The sequence below is a fragment of the Chitinophaga sp. CB10 genome, assembly GCA_001870995.2.
Taxonomy (GTDB): Bacteria; Bacteroidota; Bacteroidia; order Chitinophagales; family Chitinophagaceae; genus Chitinophaga.
The window spans coordinates 285,777-310,009 of the sequence record MLAV02000005.1 but is presented as its reverse complement, the minus strand read 5'-3'; the positions used below and the strand labels follow the sequence as shown (position 1 = coordinate 310,009).

The window sequence follows — 24,233 nt, the reverse complement described above, 5'->3', positions numbered from 1 at the left end:
ATTTATAGCGCCTATGCCGGCGGCTACATCCTGACCCCGCAGGCCCGGGATAGGGCAGCATGGCGCTATTCCCCGCCAGGCCAGCCTCCGGGCTTCAACGGCAGAGATTTTGCTGATCATCCCTGCACCTGCTTAGAAAGATGTTTTATTTCTAACCGGTTCAGTCCGTAATACAGACGCTCATTGTCTGCCACAAGAAAAGAATATTGACGTAAGTCCCTATAGTAACAACATAAATGCTGCATGATTACGCTTATCCGTTGGAATTCTTTCTGGTATTGAATTACAGCGATAACTTTTGTGAAAAATGATTATTTAAATTTTATGACAGTACAAGGTAGAAAGACGCTGTTCTTGTTGATAGATGATGACGATGATGATGCTTACCTTTTTGAGGAAGTGTTACTGCAAATAAGCCCTCATGTTGCCTTTAAATGCGTTGCCAATGGCAAGGACGCATTGGAACTGTTACAGACCGGGAATGCGGACCATCCCCATATTATTTTCCTGGACCTCAATATGCCGCGCATGGATGGCAGGGAATGCCTCATGGAGCTTAAAAAAGATAAACAGTTACAACATATCCCGGTAATAATCTATACCACGTCCTCCCATCCCAATGATATCCGGCAGACTTTACAAAACGGCGCACTTTCGTTTGTTACCAAGCCTACTAATGTAAAGGACCTGGAAAATATCCTGACCACTGTCGTCAATAACATAGATGGAAACCTAGGGGAAGCCCTCGCGGCACTGAAACAATCTGCCAACATGTTGAATGTGGTGAATACCTGGAATGAAAACGACCGGATAGGCCGTGTTCAGCCTTTTACACATTTATAAAGACACCTAAGCCCACTATGATTCTAATAGTAGACGACAAACAGGAAAATCTTTACTCTTTAAAAACTTTGCTGCAACTCCACCATTATGAAGTGGATACTGCCGACTCAGGAGAAGAAGCGCTGAAAAAAATCCTCCGGAGAGAATATGAACTGATCATCCTGGACGTGCAAATGCCTGGTATGGACGGTTATGAAGTGGCAGAAATCATCTCCGGGTATAGCCGCTCGAAAGATACTCCCATCATTTTCCTGTCCGCTGTAAATATCGACAAACGCTTCATCACCAAAGGTTACAGCTCCGGCGGTGTGGACTATATCGTAAAGCCTTTTGATGCGGATATACTCCTGCTCAAGGTAGGCACCTTTACCCGCCTTTACCGGCAAACCAAAGAGCTGAATGATATCCGGGACAACCTGGAATTAAAGGTGAAGGAGAGAACCAAAGCCCTCCTGGACGTAAATAAAGCGCTTGAAATCAGTAATGCCGAACTGCAACAATACGCTTATATCGCCTCTCATGATTTGCAGGAACCCCTCCGGAAAATCATCACTTTCAGCAAGCTTGTATCCGACCGGTATCTGAGCGATCAGCCGGAAGCGGGTAAATACATCGAAAAAGTGATCCTGGCATCGGAAAGAATGCGTAACCTGATCAACGATGTCCTGAACTTTTCCCGCTTGTCCGCCGTGCCGGTGTATTCCAGGACCAGCCTGCAACACATTGTCCGGGATACGCTGAGCGACCTGGAAATTTTCATTAAGGAAAAGGAGGCAGTAGTGGAAATCAGCCATCTCCCGGAAATTGAAGTAATCCCGGACCAGATCAGGCAACTGTTCCAGAACCTCATCAGCAATTCCCTGAAGTTTTCCCGCAAGGACGTTACGCCCGTTATCCGCATCTGGTCCGAAGAATTAGACTCCGCGCCGCATGCGCCGGCCACCGGCGAAAAAGTGAAATACTGCCGCATATACGTAGCAGACAATGGTATCGGGTTTAATGAATCGTACCGGGAGAAAATCTTCACCATGTTCCAGCGCCTCCACAGTAAATCCGAATACGAAGGCACAGGCATCGGACTGGCCATCGTCAAGAAAATAATCCAGAAGCATAACGGCCATATCACCGTGGAAAGCACGGAAGGCCAGGGCGCCACTTTCATTATGGTGCTGCCTGTACAACAACAAACGCTACAAACAGTCATATAAACAACGAACGGATGAAGGCATCGTTTAAAAAGAATCTTATTATCAGCTACGGAACGTCCCTCTTCTTACTGGTGGTGAGTTCGGTAGCCTCTTTTATCAGCATTCAAAACCTGATGGAAAGTCAACGGATGCTGAACCATACCAACCTGATCATCACCAAGCTGGAAAACGTACTCTCCGTGCTGAAAGACGGTGAAACCGGGCAGCGTGGCTTCCTCCTGAGCGGAAAAGACGAATTCCTGGAGCCTTACCTCAGCGCCTCTACGAAAGTGAACCGCCTGATGGATGAAGTGAAAGACCTTACCATCGACAATCCCCTGCAGCAACGCTCCATTGAGCAACTGCGGGAAATTTCGAATAAGCGCCTCGTACAACTCCAAAAGCTGATCGATGACAAGCGCAAAGGACTTCCGCCAGCCGTGGAAGACCTCGTGCTGGGCAAAAGCCAGATGGATGAATCCCGTAAATTAGTGCAGGTCATGCAGGACCGCGAACAGGTGCTCCTGCACCAGCGCAGCGGCAGCGTTGCCAAGTTTGCCGGTTATACCACCATCCTCCTCATCATCGCCGGCGTACTGTCTGTACTCGTTACCATCGTATCGTTCCTGCGGGTAAACAGCGACTTCGACAGGCGCGCTGAACTGCAAAAGGAACTGGAAGATAAAGATGCCGAAATCTCCAAACGCCTGGCTATGATCCAGGGTATTGCGGATAAAATATCCTCCGGAAACTTTAAAATCCGGGTCGACGATTCCGGGAAAGACGTACTGGGCGCAATTTCCAATTCGCTCAACCGCATGGCGGAATCCCTTGATCATTCCTTCGAAAACCTCGCGCAGAACGAGTGGTTACAGGCCGGCATCGCCGCGCTGAACGAAAAGCTCATCGGCGAGCGTAACCTGGATAACCTCACCTTCCATGCGCTGGATTATATAACAGACTACTCCCAATCGCAGGTGGGCGCTATTTACATCCTGCGGGATGAAAATACCCTGGTACTCTCTTCCTCCGTGGGACTCAATAAAAACCGCTCCCGCCAGGAGCTGCGGCTGGGCGAAAGCCTGGCAGGGCAGGCCGCCCTCACCGGCAGGGAAATAGTACTGTCCGACATCGCCAATGCGGAGCTGCTGGTGGATTACAGCGCCGGCAGCATTCGCCCGCATAGTATAGTCGCCATCCCCGTGTACTTTGAACGGAAAATGGTTGGCGTGATGGAAGTGGCCTCCGTACACGGCTATACGAAAGCCGGTATGGACTTCCTCAAGGGCGCCGCCTTTAACATCGGCATTGCCATTAACGGCGCGCTGGATCACCAGCGCCTGCAGGACCTCCTGGCCGAAACGCAGGCCCAGTCCGAAGAATTACAGGTGCAGCACAGCGAACTGGAAAATATCAATGAAGAGCTGGAAGCGCAGTCCCAAAAACTGCAGGCCTCCGAAGAAGAGCTGCGCGTACAGCAGGAAGAGCTGCAGCAGGCCAATATGGAACTGGAAGAACGCAGCCGCCTGCTGGAAGAACGCAATGAACTGATCCTGGAACGAAACCTCGAGATACAGGCCAAAGCGGAAGCGCTGGCACAAAGCACCCGCTATAAATCCGAGTTCCTGGCCAATATGTCGCACGAGCTGCGCACGCCGCTGAACTCCATCCTGCTCTTATCCCGCCTGCTGTCCGAAAACCACGCGGGCAACCTCTCCAGCGAGCAGATAGAATACGCCGATGTGATCCAATCCTCCGGTAACGGCCTGCTCACGCTGATCGACGAGATACTCGACCTCTCCAAAATTGAATCCGGCAAAATGCAGCTGGAATACAATTTTGTGGCGCTGGACGACATCGCCAGCGAAATGCGGGCGCTCTTTAACCCGCTGGCAAAGGACAAGAATATTACTTTCCGCATCACCCTCGGGCAGGACCTGCCCAATATGATAGAAACCGATCAGCTGCGCCTCCAGCAGATACTGCGCAACCTTATTTCCAACGCGCTGAAATTTACTTCCAGAGGGGAAGTAGCGCTGGAAATTTACAGGTCTGGAGAAGGAATAGCCTTCGCCGTGAAAGATACCGGTATAGGCATCGCGCAGGATAAGCAGCTGACGATATTTGAAGCCTTCCAGCAGGCGGACGGCTCTACCCGCCGCAAATACGGCGGTACTGGCCTGGGCCTCTCCATCAGCCGCGAGCTGGCTAAGCTGCTCGGTGGCGAAATCGCCCTGCAGAGCGAGGAAGGCAAGGGTAGTACTTTCACGCTCACGGTGCCGGCCCATAAAGTGGCTGGCGAGCAACCACATACGGATATTTTCTCCGTTCCGGAAGCAGCTACAGAAATCCTCACGGCCAGGCAAACGCAGGCCGCTGCGCCAACCGAGCCGAAATACATCGCGCCGCATATCCCGCAGCCGGTGCCGGACGACCGGGATGACATCCAGCCGGATGATAAAGTGATCCTCGTCATCGAGGATGATACCAACTTCGCAAACGCCCTCCTGGCTTATACCCGCCAGAATGGTTATAAATGTATAGTAGCTGTCAGGGGAGACGAGGGAGTTACTTTAGCCCAGCAGTACCTCCCGGCGGGCATCTTGCTCGATATCGAACTGCCGGTGAAAAGTGGCTGGGAAGTGATGGAGGAACTGAAAGCCAATCCGGTCACCCGCGCCATACCGGTGCATGTAATGTCGTCCCACGAGGTGAAGATCCGCAGCATCTCCCGCGGCGCAGTGGACTTTATCAACAAGCCGGTAGCCATAGACCGCCTCGGCGAAGTGTTCAAAAAAATTGAACAGGCGCTGCGCAACGAACCCAAGAAAGTACTGATCGTGGAAGAAAACCTGAAGCATGCCAGGGGACTGGCTTACTTCCTCGAAAGCTTCGACATCGCCACAGAGATCCGCGACAATGTGGGCGAAGGCCTGCAGGCGCTGAACCGCAGCGAAGTGGATTGCGTGATCCTGGACATGGGCATCCCGGCACAGGGCTCCTACGATGTGCTGGAAGAAGTGAAGAAAGCGCCCGGCTTCGAAAACGTACCTATCATTATCTTCACCGGTAAAAACCTCTCGCATGTGGAAGAGTTCCGTATCAAGCAGTATGCGGACAGCATCGTGCTGAAAACAGCGCATTCCTACCAGCGTATCCTCGATGAGGTATCCCTCTTCCTGCACCTAGTGGAAGAGAAGAAAAAGGAGAACTCGACCATTAAGAACCGGCGTCTCGGTGAGCTTACTGAAGTGCTAAAAGGTAAGACTGTACTGATCGCCGATGATGACGTACGCAATATCTTCTCCCTGACAAAATCCTTAGAGGCATATGGAATGAAGATCGTGTCGGCCATAGACGGGAAGGAAGCCCTGCGCCAGCTGGAAGACAACCCGCAGGTAGACCTCATCCTCATGGATATGATGATGCCGGAAATGGATGGCTACGAATCCACCCGCCGCATCCGCGAAAAGCCGGGATTCAAAAACCTGCCGATCATTGCCGTAACGGCAAAAGCCATGACCGGGGACCGGGAGAAATGTATCAATGCCGGCGCATCCGACTATATCACGAAACCCGTGGATGTGGATCAATTGATATCTTTACTGCGTGTATGGTTATACGAATAATTTCAAAATAAGATGCTAAATATACCTGGGGCTAATATGATAAGTGAGGTGGAACTGGATTTGTTGCTGAAAGAGCTGCTCCAGGAACATGGATATGATTTTACCAGCTACGCCCGCAACTCCATGCGGCGGCGGGTGAGCCGGCTGATGGTGATCGACCGTTTCGCAAATTTGCAGTCGCTGCTGTACCGCCTCCGGCTGGATAAAAGCTACCTGCAGCGCATGGTCGAAGAGCTGACGGTGAACGTAACGGAAATGTTTCGCGACCCTTCTGTATGGCGCAACATCCGGGAGCAGGTGCTGCCCGTACTGGCTACCCATCCGTTTATCCGGATATGGCATGCGGGCTGCTCCACCGGCGAAGAAGTATATTCTATGGCCATCCTGCTGGAAGAGGCCAACCTGCTGCATAAGTCGCTGCTATACGCCACCGACCTGAACCCCGCCGTAGTAGAGAATATCAAAAGAGGTGTGTTTCCCCTCAGCCAGATGAAGCATTATTCCGAAAACTATATTGCCTCCGGGGGGGTGCATGACTTCTCCCGCTATTATACCGCCAAGTACAACTGGGCCAAGTTCGACGAAAAGCTGAAAACCAGGATGGTAGCGTCTACGCATAACCTGGTGTCCGACCGCTCCTTCAACGAGTTTAACCTGATCCTCTGCCGCAATGTGCTGATTTATTTTGAACGCCCCCTGCAGGATATAGTCCTGCGATTGTTTGACGAGAGCCTGGAAAAACTGGGATTCCTGGTGCTGGGTACCAAGGAAAATATGCGGTTTTCGAGTATAGCCAAGCGTTTTAATGCGGTGGAGTATAAAGACAGGATTTGGCGGAAGATGGGATAATTCGCTTACATTTAAGTATAAACGCACAGTGAACAATGAAACTCCTCGCCTCCTTATCCATCCTCCTCCTCACCCTCGCCGCCACCGCGCAGCAAAAACTCGCCGTCCTGCAACTCAACATCTGGCAGGAAGGTACCATAGTGCCCGGCGGATACGAAGCCATCGTTTCAACAATTGACCGCCTCCGGCCGGATGTAGTCACCCTCAGTGAAGTCCGCAATTACAACAATACCCGCTTTTGCGACCGCATCGTAGCCTCCCTTGCAGCCAGGGGTAAACGCTACTACAGCTTCTTCAGCAACGGGGCCGGCATCCTGAGCAGCACGCCTATCACCGATAGCAGCACGATATACGCCGGCAAAGGAGAAATTTATAAACTAGTCACCAACGCTGGCGGCCGCGAAATTGCCGTTTACTCCGCCCACCTGGATTATCAGCATTATGCAGTGTACCTGCCCCGCGGCTACGACGGGGTGACCTGGAAGAAGCTGCCAGCCCCCGTCACGAATATGGATACCATTATGGAGGCTAACCTGGCATCCGAAAGAGATGAGGCGATCGCCGCTTTCCTCAGGGCCGCGGAGGCGGACAAGCAGCAAGGCCGCATTATCATCCTCGGCGGGGATTTCAACGAAGCCAGCCACCTTGACTGGACGGCCGCTACCAGCCAGCTTTTCGATCATCATGGCGTAACCGCCAACTGGACCTGCTCCGCCATGCTCTACCAGCAAGGGTTTAAGGACAGCTTCCGGGAATTATACCCTAACCCGGTAACCCATCCCGGCTTTACCTTCCCGGCGGATAATACAGCCGTTCCCGTTAGTAAGCTCGCCTGGGCGCCCGATGCCGATGAAAGGGAACGCATTGACTTCATTTACTACTACCCCGATAAAAAATTAAATGTCCTGAAAAGTAACGTGGTAGGGCCGGCAGGTTCTATTATCCGCAACCGGCGGGAGAAGGAATCAGGGAAAGAGGTGTTTGTGACGCCGGCCGGCATCTGGCCTACGGATCATAAAGGCGTGATGACGGTATTCCGGCTGCAATAGCATTTCCAATCAGCGTAATGCCCGCAAAACCATACCACTACCAATAAAAAAAGGCGCCTATTTTACAATAGACGCCCTTTTCATTATAACCAGGACTAATTTATCCAGCCATCATTTTGCTTCAGGTTCGGGTTCCGTTCGATTTCCGCCTGCGGGATGGCCCACTGGTAAATGTAATCCCCTTTCCAGGAGTAATTCACCACGTTGGCGCCCCACACCTGCTGGATACCAGCGCCCGGAGCAAATGTTTTCTCCTTCCATGTTTTCCAGCGCAGCTCATCAAAGTAGTTGATGCCTTCGTTCACAAACTCCACGCGGCGTTCGTTGCGGATACGCTCCCGCATCGCCGCCTGGTCGGCTACATAAGTCGGTTTGCTCGCATCGGTGTTTTGCAATGGCGGCATTTTCACACGTGCCCGTACTTTGTTTACGAGGTCCAGCGCCTGCTGGCTGAAGCCCTGCTCATTGATCGCTTCCGCCCACATCAGCAGCACGTCCGCAAAGCGGATGATCGGGAAGTCCGTAGGGCCATAGGCTCTGTTGATAGTTTCCGTAGCGCCTTCATATACAAATTTGCGATGCAGGTAATAGAAGTAGGCTTTGGTATCTGTCGCCACATCCCATACCGGGGTGGTATTGGAGCGGAAAGGCCACCTGGATACGTACGACTGGTTAGCGCTGCCGTTTACGCCCAGGTAATCGGAATACGGCGTGATAACGTTAGCGGCTAAACGTGGGTCGCGGTTGGAATAGGCGGATTTGATGCGCGCTTCGTTGCCGGCAGGCAGGTACACGCTCATGTCCAGCCCGCGTGCGCTCGCCGCGTTGATTTCCGCCGTGGTAAGCCCATCGCGGAAGAAGTACACTTCCCTTTGTTTCACCGGCATGGTCGTATAGCCAGGGATGATCTTATTCCAGTCAAACCGGCTGCCATCGGCATTTTCATACATATCCACCACCACCGGCGATACCAGGTAAGTGTTCCAGCAGGAGCCAAATGAGCTGCGGTTACCGCAGAAGAACTGGGTGGTGGAACCGAAGTTGCTCACCGCAATGTTCTGCAGGGAGAAAATCATTTCATCCGACTGCTCATTGGCCTCCTTAAACAAGGCTTTATAATCGCCGTTAAACAGCGTATAGCCAGCCGCTTCCACCTTTGCAAAGTCCGCTGCAGCGGCAGGGTAGTTTTTTGTGTAGAGATAGGCTTTTCCCCTCAGCGCATATGCCGCGCCCTTGGTAATATGCCCGTAATTAGCGTTTCCTTTGCTGTATTTCGCCGGCAGGTTCGGTTCGTTGATGCAGTCGGTCAGGTCGTTGATCACCACTCTCCAAACGCTGTCCTCCGTTTCCCGGCCTTTGGTCGCTTCATCGGCGGAAAAAGGTTTCAGATACACCGGAACGCCATGCCACAGCTGGTTCAGGCGGAAGTAGAAGTAGGCCCGCAGGAATTTGGCTTCCGCCACATAGCGCGCTTTCTTATCCTCCGCTGAAGGGGATTTCAGGGGAATGTTCACAATCGCCCCGTTGGCGCGCTGGATGCCATCGTAGAAGTATCGCCAGTTGTTGCTGAACATGCTGCTGCTCGGGGTAATGGTACCAACCTGCAAACCGTCCGCATCGCGGGTCATACCTGTAACGCCGTAGCGGTCCAGCTGGTACAGCTCATTACCGGAAGCGCCGCTTTGGTCAATGCCCAGTCGCAGGGCGGCATATACGCCGGCCATACCCTGGTCGGTGAGGTTATCGGTTGTCCACATGGTTTCATCGCTCTGCTGTGTGTACGACAGCGTGTCCAGCAGGTTTCGCTTACAGCTGGCCAGGGATAAGATTCCCGCAGTATATATCAGAAGTTTGAACTTTTTCATACGCTTACTTTTTACTAGAATGTAACATTAAGGCCCACCGCAAACTGCTTCATGGTCGGGTAACCCACGCTGGCGCCGATTTCAGGGTCCAGTCCCGGATATTTGGTAATGGTCAGCAGGTTTTCGCCACTAACGTAAACGACTGCACGACTGATAGTCGCCTTCTTCGTAATGCTCTCCGGAATCTGGTAACCTATCTGCAGGTTTTTCAGTTTCAGGTAAGAGGCATTGTACAGGTAGAAGTAGTTGGCAATGCTGTTTTGCGGGTCAGTGTTGAGCTTTAAGCGGGGATATTTGGCGTTGATGTTATTGGCCGGATCGTTCGGATTGGCGTCGTTGTAATAATAGTGATCGTTCGCCACTTCCAGGCCGATGGCATTACCGGCAGAGGTAACGGAGCTCAGGTAGCCGCGGTCATTGTAATAGTACTGGAAACCGGCGCTGCCAGCCCATACCATGGTCAGGTAAATACCTTTCCAGGAGGCTGCAAAGTTGAAACCATAGTTGATCTTGGGAGTACCACTGGTACCGGTAAACGTTCTGTCGAAGTTGTTGCCGTAAATGCCGTCCCCATTGGTATCTGCATAGATCAGGTCCCCGTAGTATATTTTACCCTTGTCGATACCCTGTGCAGGCAGGAAGCTGTAACCGGCTGCCATCATGGCTTTCAGCCAGTCCATATCCTGGGTCGTGCGGATCATTCCATCGCGTGGCCCGCCATTGATATTTACGCTGCCATCTGCATTAAAATAGTTGCCGTTGCCATGGTACAGCGGGAACAGGTAGTATTCATCAATTTGTTTACCTTCTAATCTGTAGCTGTTGCCGCTGGCAGATGATACCGCCCCGATGTTGGAAGACCACGTTTTATTGCCACTGGCGTCTGTCACCCAGCCTTCTTTCAAAGCCCCGCGATAAGCGGTGATCAGGTTTTTATTGTAAGCGAAGTTACCGCCCACAGTTATGTCTACCTCTCCAAACTTACGGTTGTAGGAAGCGATCATCTCTATACCCTTGTTGGATACGGTTGCGGTATTCACGGTCGGCGCATCGGCGTTACCCACCGTCAGCGGAATCGGCGGCGTAGTGATAATACCGGAAGTGGTTTTGTTGTAATAATCTACCGTTACATTCAGGGCGTTGTTGAGGAAGGTCGCATCCACGCCTACATCCGCAATGGAGGTAGATTCCCACAACAGGAACGGGTTACCGAATTTAGTGACGGCAAGGGCGCCGGCAGCGGTGTTGTTGAAGGAGTAATACACCTGGTTATACAGTGTTTGCCAGTCATAGTTGCCCTTGGAGCGGTCGCCGCCGCCGTTGTTACCCAGTTTACCCCAGGAGGCGCGGAGCTTCAGCTGTTGCACATTGCGCAGCAGCTCCTTAAATATGCCCTCTTCTGTAAGGCGCCATCCTGCGGAGAAAGAAGGGTAGTAGCCCCAGCGGGATGCCGGCGCAAACCGGGAAGAACCATCGTAACGCAGGTTGGCTTCCAGGAGATATTTATTGCGGTAGGCGTAGTTCACACGGCCAAACCAGGAGCGGAGTGCATTGTCGTACTCCGTACCTTCAAAAGTATTGTTCGTATTGCCGGCAACGTTAATATTGGTGATGGATTCAGAAATCAAACCTTTCCTGCTGGCGGCATCCCTGTTATAGTAATAATAGTTTTGGTTATACCCCACCAGCGCGCCGATTTCGTGGCCGCCTTTCAGCTGGGTGTTATAACGGAGTACGTTATCAAACGTGGTGGTATATTCCTTTATGTGATCGGTAGAGGTAGTCAGCTGATCAGGCGTGGCGGCCGGGGAGCGGGGCACGTTGGTGGTAAAATCCCATTTGGCAAATGGCACATCATGGAACTGTTTATCCTGGTAGCGTGTCTGGTAGTTATAACGGGTTTCAAATGTGAGTCCTTTGAGGATAGAGATAGTAGCAAAGACAGTAGAGTTGAACCTGTTGATGACATTTTTACCAGCTACGTTGTTCAGGTACAGCAGGATGTTGTTGGCCGTCTGGGATTCTTCCAGTGCGGATGGAAAACCGAATTTGCCCTGCCACTGCGCCGGTACGCCGGGAGTGGTCTGGCGCAGGTAGTTAAAGGCGTTTTCAGTGTTGCCGAGGCCTAAGGATTCCTGTGAGGCAAAAGTCTGTGTTCCTACCGTCAGAAATTTATTAATACGGGAATCCAGGTTTAAGCGCAGTTGATATCTCTTCGACCCCGTATTATCCATTGTTCCAGGGTTATTCTGGTAAGCCCCGGAAAACAGGTAAGTGGATTTTTCGCTCCCGCCGGAAACGGATACGTTGTGCTGTTGCAGGATGTTGTTGGTAAACACCACATCCGACCAGTCAGTATTGGCATATACAACGGAGTTGGGAATACCGAATGCGTTCGTGTCATTCGGATGCTGGTTAGCGTTCATCCAGGTATTGATGGTTTCCTGTTTAAACAGCTCTGCCTGTCCGAGGTTGCGGGCGCTCTCGTTATACAGGTTCATGTAGCGTACGTAATCGTTTACAAATTTGGGGAGATTGCTGGGCCGCACGGTAGAAAGGTTGCCGCTGTAGGTAACAGTAGTCCTGTTGCGGCTGCCTTTTTTGGTAGTGATCAGGATTACGCCGTTTGCCGCCAGTGTTCCGTAAATGGAGGAAGATGCCGCGTCTTTCAGTACGGACATGCTTTCAATGTCATTAGGGTTCACCGCATCCATAGTGCCTATGATTCCGTCTATCACTACCAGCGGATCGCTGTTGTTGAGCGTTCCTACGCCGCGCACCCGGATGGTAGCTCCATCGGAGCCGGGCTTACCGGAGCTTTGGCGTACCTGCAAACCAGGGCTCAAACCGGCTAATGCGCTGGATACGTTTGTAACAGGGCGGTTTTCCAGGCTTTTGCTGGTAACGGTAGCTACCGCGCCGGTCAGGTTTACACGCTTCTGCGTAGCGTATCCAACTACCACCACATCTGTGAGGTCTGCACTTTTCGGTTTTAGGGTAATTGTAATGGACGATCGGCCACTGAGCGCCACCTCCTGCTTTTCAAAGCCGATGTAATCTACTACCAGCACGCCTTCGCTGGTATTTACATCACGGAGTATGAACTCTCCCTTCTCGTCTGTCATAGCACGTTTGGTAGTGCCTTTTAATACTACAGACGCGCCGGGCAGGGTTTCCCCCTTATCGTTTACGATCTGCCCGCGCAGGTCACCGTTCTGGACAGGCGCTGCGTTGGTAACGGGCTTTTCCCTGCGGGCATCCACCACGATCACTTTGTCCACAATGGAATAGGTGAGGGGCTGCCCCTGGAAACAGATATCCAAAGCGGTTTTAAGCCCTACGTTATCCACCGAGATGGTTACACGCTGCGCACGGTTAAGTAATTCATTCCGGTACATGAAGCTGTAGCCGGTTTGTTTGGTAATGCTCTTGAAAATTTCTGCGAGGCTGGCATTACGGGAATGCAATGACAGTGTTTGCGCATAGCCAAAGGCAGTCACCTGCATGCTCAGGATAATCAGCAGGGCGACAGTTAGTTTGAACACCCGGAAGGTGCTTGCATAACGGGACTTTATGGCATACGAGATCCCATTGTACTGAGTTGAACTCATACATGACAGAGTTTGGTGAAAAAGAAAAGTTGTTACCGGATTGAATCGTTATGGCACAAGCAAAGCCATAACAGCATAGTGATTGTTATAGATTCGAATTGTTCATTGTTCTCAAGCGTATTATTTTTTACCAGTTTTAAAACATTTTCAATTTTGGAATGGCGATTTAGCTTTTTCTTACGATCAGTTGTCTGTTGGCAATGTCACAATGGATGCCGCTTAATTCCAGCATTTTCATTACATTCTCAAGGCTGGTGCCGCGGGGGAATGAGGCGCTCAGATGGCCTTCAGGCGTGCCTTCCGGCAGTTGGAGCTGCAGGTCGTACCACCTGGCTATTTGTCTTAATACGACGATTATTTCTTCTCCGTTGAATTCAAATTTCCCTTCCTTCCAGGCAATGACGGCGTTTACGTCCGCATTGCTGATGGTGAATTGTTCCTGTTTGTCAAATGCGGCCTGTTGCCCTGGCAGCAAATGCCTGGCGCCGCCCGCGCTGCTTACTTTCACGGAGCCGGTAACCAGCGTGGTTTTAACGGCATTTTCCTCGTGGTAAGCCATGATGTTGAAGGAGGTGCCCAGTACCTGGACTTTCATATTGTTCACCTCCACGACGAAAGGTTTATGCTGGTCCGGGGCGATCTCGAAGTACGCTTCCCCGGTCAGTTCTACTGTCCTGTTGTTGCCTGCAAATGCGGTAGGATAGCGCAGGGAGCTGGCCGCATTGAGCCATGCCTTGCTGCCGTCCGGCAGCACTACGGCAAACTGGCCGCCCTGCGGTGTTTGGAGCGTATTGTATTTTACGGCGCCTGCGTTATGTTGACCGGATGCGTCGTAAACGAGCGACTGCCCCTGCACGGAGGCTCCGGCAATCCGGTGGCCGGCGCTGTCGTTCAGCGTCATGCTACTGCCATCATCCAGTACGAGCACCGCTTTGTTGCTGCCCGGCATGATGGGTACTTTTGCCCGTTGCGCTACCTCCCTGCTGGCAGGCCTGCCCCATTTCATATGCGAAACGGTTATGCCTGCGCTCACGAGCAGAAGGATGCCGGCAGCTACGGCAGCACGTTTTATCCAGGCTTTCCGCATCGGTACAACCGGCGTGGCAGGCGCCACTATGGCCGCCAGCTGCGATTGCATCTTCCCGAAAACCTCCTCCTTACCGTAATCCGCTGTTGTTGTAATCGTAACTTCCTCATCATGGAAGGAGTGATACCACTGATTGACCAACGCCGATTCTTCCGCAGTGGCTTCTCCCCGCAGGTATTTTTCTATAGCGATGATTAGATCCTGGTTTTCTTTCATAACGGGTAATTACATAGAAGAGTCGAACAAGTAAAGCCAATCCCCTACGCGTGGTTAAAAAAAATTAAAAAAAGATGGAAAAGTAGTGTTTGATATTTCCCTTCAGGTGCCGTAAGGCCTTTGTGAGCTGGTTTTCAACGGTTTTATGGGAAATGTTTAGGGTCGCGGCAATTTCTTTGACCGGCATACCCTGTTCGCGGCTATACCTGAATATTAACTGGCATTTTTCCGGAAGCCGGTTGATCTCTTCCTGATATAACTGCATTATATTTTTATACTGTAGCGATGATTCCGGGGTGGCAGGGGAGATGGAAATATCCGAACTATACACCTGCTGGTACTGGCGCAGCAGCTGCTCCCTGCGGAAGCGGTCCAGCACCTTATATTTCACGGCGGTGGCCAGGTAAGCGCCGGCATTTTCGATCTGGCTGTTGTGCCGCTGATGCCATAGGCTGGCAAAAACATCCTGCACCACATCCTCGGCCGCCTGGAGGTCGCCCAGCCTGTTATAGGCTACTGCCAGCAGCTTCTCGCGGTATGCTTCGTAGATTTCGGTAAATGCGGCCGTGTCGTCTTCCCGGAGGCGCTGCATCCACATCATATCCCTGTTTGGTTGACCTGCATCGGACATCGATCGAAAAATTGACTTGGTTGTACTCTACTAAGGTATAAAGAATTTTGAAAGCAAATCCTAACATGATAAGCTTTTGGCGCTTTGGGAATAAAAATAAATTTTTAGGTGGGGGGAGAAGAAAATCACGTCCGTTGGGCAAATTCCCCGATCAATTGGAGGTGTCTGGCGATTTCATAATCCGCATCAAGTAATGGCGCGTATTTGGATTGGATGGTCCGGAGAGTAATGGCCGCCGCTTCCTCAGCCGTTCCTGGATGAAACGTATTACCGGGGATGTCCATCAGCCGGTGATCGTCCAGAGGGCGCTGGCACCGGGCGCAGTGGTTGTACCAATAAACCTTGCCGTCCTCCGGAGGCGCCGGCCGGTAGTGGGGATACGTATCTCCCAGCAACTCCCTGAGATTATCGGAAATATAGGTCAGGCAATGAAATAAGGCAAAAAAACTCTGTTCTACCCATACCTCCTCGTCCCGCTCATTGATATCCCGCTCGTAAAAGTAGTCGCTCCCGATGGCTATCACGGTGTTGGTATGCCCGCAATGCGTGCATACAGCGCGACTCTCCGCGATCAGCACCTTATCGGATAATACGATGTACCCTTCCGGGGCAAGCCACTGCTGTACTTCGTGGAGCCGGCCGTATGCCTGATCAGGCAGCAGCCATTTGCCGGTATCTTCAAGGAAAACTGCACCCGCTTGCAGGGCCTGCTCTTTATCGGCCGCCGGAACATTCAGTAGTAGTGTCATAGCTCGAGGATCAGGGTGAAAACTTATTACTGAATATAGTAAAAATCCTGCAATGGGCCGGCAGGGAATCACCTATTAAAACTGATCGTCATTTATTTCTATCCAGTACCCGTCCGGGTCCTTCAGCCACACCTGTTTGACCCCGTCTACCCGGTTCGTCACCGCATTGGGCGTACCGGCCCAGTTCTCGTAAGACACGTTTTTGCTGCGCAGGTTGGCGAGGAAATCGTTCATCACCGGCACGGAAAAGCAAAGATGCGTGTTCTTGTTGTGGGTAGTGGGCGCTTCGGCGCCGGAAATAATATGTACCTGCGCATGCGGACCTACCTTAAACCAGGAATGGTGGCCGTCCTTAAACGGCTCGTCCATGGTTTCAAGTCCGATAATATCCCGGTAGAATGCGGTGCTTTTTTCAAGGTCTACAACGTAGATGGCTATATGATTTAAGGATGGCTTTTTCACGGACTGTGCGGTGGAATTCACGGAAATCAAAAAGATGATAATAAAAAGGCCCAATCCGGATTGCAGGTAGTTTTTCATAACTACAAGATAAAAATCCGGATTGAGCGATGCAAGTGTTGTGTTAGTTTGATTTAAATGTAATAGACTGGATCACTACATTCAGCTTTTTCAGGGCGGAGTTATCCGAACGGATGGTTTTATCGCCGGTCACCTGGTCATAGAGTTTAGGATCGCCGGTGTTATTGGCGCGCAGCACTACTTCCACGCCTTTGCCATTGAGCTGGCCGCCTTCCCAGCTGCTCACCAGCCCGCCGTCTGTCCATTCAAAGGCATTGAATTTAAAAGGACGTCCGTTTATTTTAAGCAATTTCTCCAACGGATCGCCTGGTTTCAGGCCAAAAGGCGTTTTCCATTTGGCATGCTCAAAGCTGAACAGCAGGGTGTTGCCGTCCTCGCCATCCATTTCTATCTGCAGTTCGTTATCCGTATCGGGATATACCACAAAGGCGTTCTTCCCTGTGGCATTCCCGGTAATATCGCTGCCATCCCGGAGGATCACGTTTTCCTTGCCGTACATGTTGATCAGCTGTTCGGCATTGCGCGCCTTGAAAATGGGTTTTACTTCCCAATCCCGTGTATCCGCAGCTGTTGGGGCGGCGGCGGTTTCTTCCCCGCCGGATGGTGAGGTGGCGGCGGTAGCAGCGCCGGCTGCCGCAGTGGCGGTACCGGCATCCCCGTTGTTCTCCGTACTGGCCGCTGTCGCAGGAGGCGGCGTTTTACCGGTATGAGGGCCGGTGTAAGTTACCAGGAAGTCTTTTTTGTCTTCCAGCAATTCTTTCGTTTGATCCCTGTATTTATTGGCGGTATAAGTAGCAATGGGGAAAATGCTGTTATTTTTCAAACCCAGGCTTTTCAGGTTTTCGATGTATCGCTGGCGGTTACAGTCGCTATACTGGTACAGGTATTTCAGGGCAGCGTCAAAAGCGCCCTGGTCGTCCCCCAGCTTGAACATGGTAGCATCCACATCAATCCCGCCGGCGCCGCTGCGGGTCAGCTGCTCCGCAATGTATCCTGTGATAGAATCGTTTTTGAGCGAGTAATGATAGGCTGCCCGGTTAGAAAAATCGTCGATAATATTCTGTGCCAGCTTGCTCTGCGCCTGCAAAGCAAGAGGTAAAACAAGGGTGAACAGTGCGAGTAACCTTTTCATAGACGCTGTTTGAATAATAGTATGTGTACTAAATTAGTTATATTTTATGATTGCCGGATAAATAACGGCTTAATTGCCCAAAGGTTACTCTTATAACGCTGGCCCGGCGGATTAATTTTCTCCTGTGTCAACTGTTTTCCGGGGAAAAGATAATTTCTGCCCCGTTCTATTATCTTCGCATCACAAAAGTTACAGCAATGAAACTGAAGTCATTACTGCTGGTTCTACTGGTAGCCCTGTTTTCCTGCCAGGAGAAAAAGCAGCGAATTACTCCCCAGGATATCCCTGACCCCAAGCAAATAGATGGCGGCTATGTGAGCGACCCGGCGCATATGCTGTCCGGACCGGCTACGGCTACGATCAACAGCATGCTCACCACGCTTGATCAGGAAGGGACGGCCCAGGTGGCCGTGGTATTACAGGAAAATATCGGGGAGCAAGACCCGGTGGATTTTGCGCACAAGCTGTTTAATACCTGGGGTATCGGTAAAAAAGAAACGAATAACGGCCTGCTGATATTCCTCGTGAGGGACGCCCGCAAGCTGGTGTTTGAAACGGGGAAAGGCCTGGAAGGCAACCTGCCGGACGTGCTGTGTTTCCGCATCCAGCAGGAGTATATGATCCCGCATATAAAAGAGGATAATTATGACGAAGCGTTTATCAGCGGCATCAAATCCGTAGCAGCGCAGCTGCGTTCCGGAAATTATGTCTATGACGAACCGCAGCCGGTAGTGCCGGATGAGCCCTATGCGGCGTTGGCGGACAGCTCCCTCATGGCGGCAGATGAGAGCGCGGCGCCTGAGTCGCCGCAGGCATTTGCCGGCCCCGTTGAAGCGCCCCCGGAATTTGAAGAGGCCACCGCACAGATAGATAGCGGGTATGTAGACCGCACGCCGGGCGCCGGCTTCTTCATCGGGCTGATCCTCGCATTCATTTTTTCTCCCATACTGATGCAGGGCTGTTTCGGTGGCAGAAGGCGTAAAAAGAAGAAGAAAAATACTAACCCTGATATAGATAATATCCCCGCAAGCATTAAGGAAATCAGCAATGATTTCCTGCGGCCAGGCTGGATTGGCGTAGCAGTTATACACCTGACTGCCTGGTGGCTGCTCTGGTATATGGACGCTCATTTCAATGTTAGACTGGGCTTCTTTAAAGTTTTCCTGGCATATTATGTCTCCTGGACCTTGTTTATGCACCTGGCCGTGTTGATTGTGCGCCTGCGCGCTGAGGCGGCGCTGCGCGGGGCGGACAGGCATACGCGCTGGCAGCGCTTATCCGCAGCGCATTGCCAGCTGGAATTTTCAGGGTATGTGTTTCCGTTACCTTTCCTTTTTCTCTATATGCGCTGGTACCGGCATGAGCAGCAAAAGCTGCGGGATACCCCGTATGATTGCCCGCATTGCCATCAGCCGATGCACCGCCTCGATGAAAAAACCGAGGACTCCTACCTGGAAAAAGCCCAGGTAATTGAGGAAAACCTCAGTTCAGTGGATTACGATGTATGGCGTTGCGACAAGGATGATTACCAGCTGGTGCTGGATTATACGGATTTTCATGCGGCGGTGGCAGAATGCCCGTCCTGCCAGCATAAAACTTTCCAGTGTAAGAAGTCCCGGACCCAGAAAAGGGCTACCACCAGCTCGCCGGGGCTGGGGATTAAAACTTACTTGTGCGCTGCCTGCGGGTTTTCTAAAGATTACCCCTTTACCATTCCGAAGATATCTTCGTCTTCCTCCTCTTCTTCTTCTTCGTCTTCCTCCTCTTCCTCGTCCAGCTCCTCCTGGGGCGGCGGATCATCCGGGGGCGGCGGAGCAAGCAGCAGCTGGTAGCGCGATCAACGAAAAAGGGCATGCCTCAGGCATGCCCTTTTTTTATAGCTATAATTTTTTATTTATTCACCGGCATCCGTTTTACCCACTACTTTGTAGCCACTGGTACCATTGGTTTGAATGTACTGGTAATACATACCGTCCGGCGACAGCCAGTATTCCTGGTCATTGATTTTTACGCTCCGGGAGCCTTGCGGCAGTTCAGCAATCAGGTCGTCCTGGGGGGCTTCCTGGTCGTCAGGATAAGTATTGTTAGGCTGGGTAGTGCTTTTTCCTACCACTTTATATCGCCTTCCGTTGTCGGTCATCACTTCCTGGTAATAGGTGCCATTTACGTCATAGTACACATTCCCGTCTACCGTTACTTCCTGTGCGCCGTCCGGCAGGTTGGGTACCAAAGCCCCGGTAGGAGCATCTACCACCTTGTAACCTTGCTGGTCGTCTGAGCGGGAGTAGTACGTGCCGCCATAGTAATACACAGGTCCAAAGGCTGCCCCCAGGGAGAAGTAGCCGTAAGGCAGGGTATTTACATAAAACCCGACAGGAGGGTAATAGTACCGGTAATACGGGCGATAGCCCCGGTAGTAGTAATATCCCGGGTATCCGCGGTTGATGGTGATGCCGCCATGAACGATCACTCTCGGGCCGGGACCCGGATAGCTGCGGTAATAACGGGGGGATGGAGCGCTGTACACTCTGGGAGCGGAGTAGCGAGGAGCCACGTTGATACGGCCGCCATAGTGACCACGTTGAGCATAGGCTGAGTGGAGGGTGCAGGTGCTTAATATCCCGGTCAGCACCAACAGTCCGAATATTCTGTTTTTCATTTGATAAGCGTTTCCTGCGAATGCCGGGAGGAATTTCCCGGCATTACAGGTATTAGACGCTTAAGCAGGCTGCAAGTTTAATGCCTCTTTATATCTTTCCGCCAGGGACTGGATATCCGCGCTTCTGGCGAGGGCGTTAATCCATTTTTCCGGGATCTGGTCGTAGCCATAATGGAGGCCGGCCAGGGCCCCGGCAACGGCGCCGGTGGTGTCGGTATCTTCTCCCAGGTTAACGGCTTTCAGGACGCACTCCTCGAAAGTGCCGGTAGTCAGGAAGCACCAGATGGCCGCTTCCAGGGTATGAACCACATAACCGGAGGCGGTGATCTCTTCTTCGTGCAGGGAAGGGAGGGTGCCGTCCAGGATACGTTTATAGAGTTTTACTTCGGCCGGACTGAAATGCCTTACTGCGAGGAAGCTCTGGATCACCTGTTGCAGGCGCAGGTAGGCCGCGTGTTTATCTTTTTCTGTCAGCAGCAGCCGGAGGAATTCTACCTGGATGAAGCAGGCGAATACCGACCTGAAATGCTGATGGGTGATGCCGGAAACTTCTTTTACTGCCTGGTATCTTTTTTCGATGTCCATTTCATGAGCCACGTAAAAGGTAACCGGGGCTACGCGCATCAGGGAGCCATTGCCGTTCTCGAAGTCTTCGAACCCACCGGTGAGGAGGGGAGAGGTGCCGGTGCTTACGCGGTGCAGCGCGCGGCGGGTGGTATTGCCGATGTCAAATACCTTCCCATGGGCGCTCCAGTAACCTTCGCTGTACCATTTCACGAAGAGCTGCGCCATGTTATTGATATCATAACCATTTATAAGGCTTTCTGCAGTGCAGAAGGTGAGGGAGGCGTCGTCGGAAAAAGTGCCGGGAGGCTGGTTCCAGCTGCCATATCCCTGCATGTCGGTCACGGGGTTTTCGCGGAGATAGGCCTGGGTTTCAAATTCCACCGGTACGCCGAGCGCATCGCCAATAGCCACACCGAATAAAGTACCGCTAATTTGTTGCAGCATATGAATGTTTTTTAGTTTTTAAAAATGTCGAAAACCTTGCCAGCAGGTGCTGCGGGGGTAGTTTTTCAGAAACTGGTTACTGTATAGCCGCTTAGTGATTAAATCGATGAGAAATGCCCTTTGTTCGTTTTGTTCAGTGTGCCTTTGGCCTGTTCATTCTCATTCGGGGATCATTATTGCTTAAAACCTGGTTTTCGCGTTGCAGTGCTTCCTATTTTTGCTTCATGATAATCAAATTATCAATGAGATAGTCGCAAAGTCGAATGCATTTAGCTTTAAAATACTTAAAATTTTTAAGACCATAACATACAAAGCCATGATTATTGAAAAAACCAATCAAAAACCAGCCATTTGATCCTGTCAGCAAGGGTCCGGTTTAGTACTTGTTAGTCCCGCCTGATGTTGATGCTACAGCATCAGTAAAATAATTCACCTGGTATATCCTCAATTTACGTTTTCCGGTTGTAGTCAGCCGGCAGTGAAACTGCCATGGTTGTTTGTTGCCCGGAGTATTGACCGATAATAACCTGTTGAATTTCTGTCAAGGGATTTACTTGAGTTCAGACGGGACTGTCTTTCCAGATAGTCCCACCTTCTGATCACTCAGCACAAAGCAGGCCATGATTTCTAATAATAGCGACTATTGTTGTGAGGTTGATTTTGTTTTCTCATGCAATCCTATAGTGGGGAGGACGAGGTTGTCCTAATGCGGATCGCATCCAGACGCATTAGGAATGCCATAATAACGTAGAAGGAAATGGGTAAAGAACCGGATTGTTTTTTTAAACAGTCCGTTCGCTGAAGATCCCGGCTGGAGCGCAACTCCACCGTCTGCATATACTTTTCTGGCACTGAAGTTTGAAAACGATTGATTCAGTTTCATGTGTTAACGGGGATATCTTTCCAGGTGGTCCCCCTTTTCCTGAAACGCTAGTCATCACCGGTGCAGAGAGCAATCTTTTGAGTTTTAATTTTCGAGGTTCAACTGTATATCTAACAATTACAGGACATAACTAAAGGAGCGGCTTGTCCAGGCCGTTCTACAATGTGGAAATCCCAGCTGTGGCGCAATGCATCACACGGCATTACATTGCATCGCACTGTCAAGATATTTATTAGGGTGGTACAATTGATAACAAAATAATGGGCCGTTTGTCTAAGCGGCCCGCTATTTGGCTGACAATTGTGCCGGCTAATCCCAATGCTTTTACTAATTTGCTGTTGTTGTAAATCTGAAAAAAGAACAAGATGAAATACAATCAACTGGGCAAATCAAACCTGCAGATCAGTGAAGTGGGGTTCGGCTGTATGTCGCTCGGCACGGATGATAAAGCCAATGCCGCGCTGATACAGGAGGCCATCCGCAGCGGCATCAACTTCTTTGACACCGCCGACCTGTACGACCATGGAAACAACGAATCCACGCTGGGCAAAGCCATCGCCGGTGCCAAAAGGGAAGAGGTGATCATCGCAACCAAAGTAGGCAACCAGTGGAAGGCTGATGGCTCAGGGTGGGACTGGAATCCATCGAAGGCATATATACTGGCTTCCGTGGAAGAAAGCTTGCGCCGGCTCAAGACAGATTATATCGACCTGTATCAGCTGCACGGAGGCACCATGCAGGATCCCATTGATGAAACCATTGAGGCGTTTGAAACACTGGTACAGCAGGGGAAGATCCGGTATTACGGCATTTCGTCCATACGGCCGGAAGTGATCCGGGAATATGTGCGCAGGTCCAACATCGTCAGTGTCATGATGCAATATAGTTTGCTGGACAGGCGGCCGGAAGAAACCTGTTTCCCGCTGCTGCTGGGAAATAATATCGGCGTGCTGGCGCGCGGTACCGTTGCCAAAGGGTTGCTGGCGGGTAAGCCACCCGCTCCCTTCCTGAATTATACGGCCGGAGAAGTGGAAAAAGCGGCAGCCGGGATAGCGGCGCTTTCTTCCGAAAACCGCCCTGCCTCCCAAACTGCCCTGCGCTACGTATTGCAGCAGCCTGCGGTCACCGCAGCCATATTGGGCATCAGAACGGCGGCGCACCTGAGCGATGCTGTTGCGGCCTCCGCAGCAACGCCGCTCACCGCGCAGGAAATCGCCCGGCTCAACAGCATACTGCCCGTTAACCGGTACGAACAATTCAGGTAACCAACATGCAGGCATATACGTTATATTGGGATCAGTAAACCCGCTTCGTTATGCAGAAATTAAAAGTTGGAATGCTGTTATTCCCCGGGGTGACCATCCTCGATTTTACAGGCCCGTATGAAGTTTTCACCAAGGCATGGTGCTTTGAAGTAATTACCATCGCTGAAACGGCGGAGCCGGTAACCGCAGAAGGAGGATTGCAGCTCATGGCTAACGCCACCATCGCAACCGCGCCGCAGCTGGATGTGTTATTCGTTCCCGGTGGGAAAGGCATCAATGAATTGTTGACGAACGCCGACATCCTGGGTTTTCTGCGGCAACAGGCCCCAGGCGTGCGCTACTTTACCTCCGTGTGTACCGGCGCGCTGGTACTGGCCGCCGCAGGCTTGCTCGATGGCTATAAAGCCACCACGCACTGGCGCTCGCTGGACCTCCTCCGCATGTTCAATGTGGAAGTCATACAGGAGCGGATTGTAAAGGACCGCAACCGTATTACCGGCGGCGGCGTTACAGTAGGCATTGATTTTGGTCTGTCATTCACAGCCATGATCGGCGGAGAGGAGCTGGCCAAGGTCATCCAGTTGCAGCTGGAATACAATCCGCAGCCGCCATTCCACGCCGGCTCGCCGAAAACCGCTGAACTGCCGGTACTGCAGAAAGCCCGGGAGCTGACGCAGCATATGTTCGAAGTGCGAAAGGGGATTATTAAAACAGTGTTGGAGGCAAAGATGGATGCGAAGGGGTAGGTGCGGAAGATGACTGTATTCCATCCGTTTGCCGGAAAGCCAATGGCGAAGAAAGCCAATGCCGTCAAAGCAATGCGTCAAAGCAATGCCGGAGAAAGCAAATGCCGGAGAAAGCCAATGCCGTCAAAGCCAATGCCTGCAAAGCCAAAACCGAAAAAAGCTATCCCGGAGGATATCACCAAATGACAGCCATTCCTCCTTAAAATAAACACTGCAACCACAGTGCCACAGCCCTTTTCCATAAACTGATGACCGCCATCATCAAACAATTCAATGATTAA

Annotated in this window: 17 protein-coding genes; 8 read left to right on the top strand and 9 right to left on the bottom strand. The window is 51.5% G+C overall.

Going from position 1 to position 24,233, the window contains the following annotated elements; translation table 11 throughout:
- Positions 1–324: 324 nt before the first annotated feature.
- Genes BOC67_RS10060 through BOC67_RS10040 form a run of 5 tightly spaced genes read left to right on the top strand, consistent with a single transcriptional unit; the run spans position 325 to position 7,557 of the window.
- Positions 325–843 carry a response regulator gene (locus BOC67_RS10060; protein WP_291909942.1) on the top strand — a complete coding sequence of 173 codons (519 nt, stop codon included), beginning with the start codon at positions 325–327 and terminating at the stop codon, positions 841–843.
- A 17-nt stretch (positions 844–860) separates the two neighbouring features.
- Entirely contained in the window at positions 861–2,051 is a 1,191-nt protein-coding gene (locus tag BOC67_RS10055; protein WP_291909941.1) for a response regulator, read from the top strand.
- An 11-nt stretch (positions 2,052–2,062) separates the two neighbouring features.
- Positions 2,063–5,659, top strand: a complete 3,597-nt coding sequence (locus tag BOC67_RS10050) for a response regulator (RefSeq protein ID WP_291909940.1) — start codon at positions 2,063–2,065, stop codon at positions 5,657–5,659.
- 12 nt (positions 5,660–5,671) lie between these two features.
- Positions 5,672–6,508 carry a protein-glutamate O-methyltransferase CheR gene (locus BOC67_RS10045; protein ID WP_291909939.1) on the top strand — a complete coding sequence of 279 codons (837 nt, stop codon included), beginning with the start codon at positions 5,672–5,674 and terminating at the stop codon, positions 6,506–6,508.
- A 35-nt stretch (positions 6,509–6,543) separates the two neighbouring features.
- A complete protein-coding gene (locus tag BOC67_RS10040; protein ID WP_291909938.1) occupies positions 6,544–7,557 on the top strand; it encodes an endonuclease/exonuclease/phosphatase family protein in 1,014 nt (337 codons plus the stop codon).
- Between the two features lie 95 nt (positions 7,558–7,652).
- Here BOC67_RS10040 and BOC67_RS10035 read toward each other — a convergent pair whose 3' ends face one another.
- The 7 genes from BOC67_RS10035 to BOC67_RS10005 form a co-directional block, all read right to left on the bottom strand.
- Complete coding sequence (locus BOC67_RS10035; protein ID WP_291909937.1) at positions 7,653–9,422, bottom strand: RagB/SusD family nutrient uptake outer membrane protein; 1,770 nt, start codon at positions 9,420–9,422, stop codon at positions 7,653–7,655.
- A 14-nt stretch (positions 9,423–9,436) separates the two neighbouring features.
- Positions 9,437–13,033, bottom strand: coding sequence for a TonB-dependent receptor (locus BOC67_RS10030; RefSeq protein ID WP_291909936.1), 3,597 nt, complete (start codon positions 13,031–13,033; stop codon positions 9,437–9,439).
- 166 nt (positions 13,034–13,199) lie between these two features.
- Entirely contained in the window at positions 13,200–14,336 is a 1,137-nt protein-coding gene (locus BOC67_RS10025) for a FecR family protein (RefSeq protein ID WP_291909935.1), read from the bottom strand.
- 64 nt (positions 14,337–14,400) lie between these two features.
- The gene (locus tag BOC67_RS10020) at positions 14,401–14,967 is read right to left on the bottom strand and encodes an RNA polymerase sigma factor (RefSeq protein WP_291909934.1); all 567 of its coding nucleotides are present in this window, start codon (positions 14,965–14,967) and stop codon (positions 14,401–14,403) included.
- A 125-nt stretch (positions 14,968–15,092) separates the two neighbouring features.
- Positions 15,093–15,716 carry a hypothetical protein gene (locus tag BOC67_RS10015; protein ID WP_291909933.1) on the bottom strand — a complete coding sequence of 208 codons (624 nt, stop codon included), beginning with the start codon at positions 15,714–15,716 and terminating at the stop codon, positions 15,093–15,095.
- 75 nt (positions 15,717–15,791) lie between these two features.
- Complete coding sequence (locus tag BOC67_RS10010; RefSeq protein ID WP_291909932.1) at positions 15,792–16,256, bottom strand: VOC family protein; 465 nt, start codon at positions 16,254–16,256, stop codon at positions 15,792–15,794.
- Between the two features lie 43 nt (positions 16,257–16,299).
- Positions 16,300–17,388 (bottom strand): hypothetical protein, encoded by a 1,089-nt coding sequence (locus tag BOC67_RS10005; RefSeq protein WP_291909931.1) that lies wholly within the window; start codon positions 17,386–17,388, stop codon positions 16,300–16,302.
- A 197-nt stretch (positions 17,389–17,585) separates the two neighbouring features.
- Here BOC67_RS10005 and BOC67_RS10000 point away from each other — a divergent pair, with 197 nt between their 5' ends.
- Positions 17,586–19,220 (top strand): YgcG family protein, encoded by a 1,635-nt coding sequence (locus BOC67_RS10000; RefSeq protein WP_291909930.1) that lies wholly within the window; start codon positions 17,586–17,588, stop codon positions 19,218–19,220.
- 62 nt (positions 19,221–19,282) lie between these two features.
- Here the strand turns inward: BOC67_RS10000 and BOC67_RS09995 are convergent, their stop codons facing one another.
- Complete coding sequence (locus BOC67_RS09995) at positions 19,283–20,047, bottom strand: DUF6515 family protein (RefSeq protein ID WP_291909928.1); 765 nt, start codon at positions 20,045–20,047, stop codon at positions 19,283–19,285.
- 60 nt (positions 20,048–20,107) lie between these two features.
- On the bottom strand, positions 20,108–21,058 hold the full coding sequence (locus BOC67_RS09990) for an ADP-ribosylglycohydrolase family protein (protein ID WP_291909926.1): 951 nt from the start codon (positions 21,056–21,058) through the stop codon (positions 20,108–20,110).
- A 1,248-nt stretch (positions 21,059–22,306) separates the two neighbouring features.
- Between BOC67_RS09990 and BOC67_RS09985 the strand changes: the two genes are divergently transcribed.
- Entirely contained in the window at positions 22,307–23,206 is a 900-nt protein-coding gene (locus tag BOC67_RS09985; protein WP_291909924.1) for an aldo/keto reductase, read from the top strand.
- A gap of 50 nt (positions 23,207–23,256) precedes the next feature.
- Positions 23,257–23,952 (top strand): DJ-1/PfpI family protein, encoded by a 696-nt coding sequence (locus BOC67_RS09980; protein ID WP_291909922.1) that lies wholly within the window; start codon positions 23,257–23,259, stop codon positions 23,950–23,952.
- Positions 23,953–24,233 lie beyond the last annotated feature (281 nt).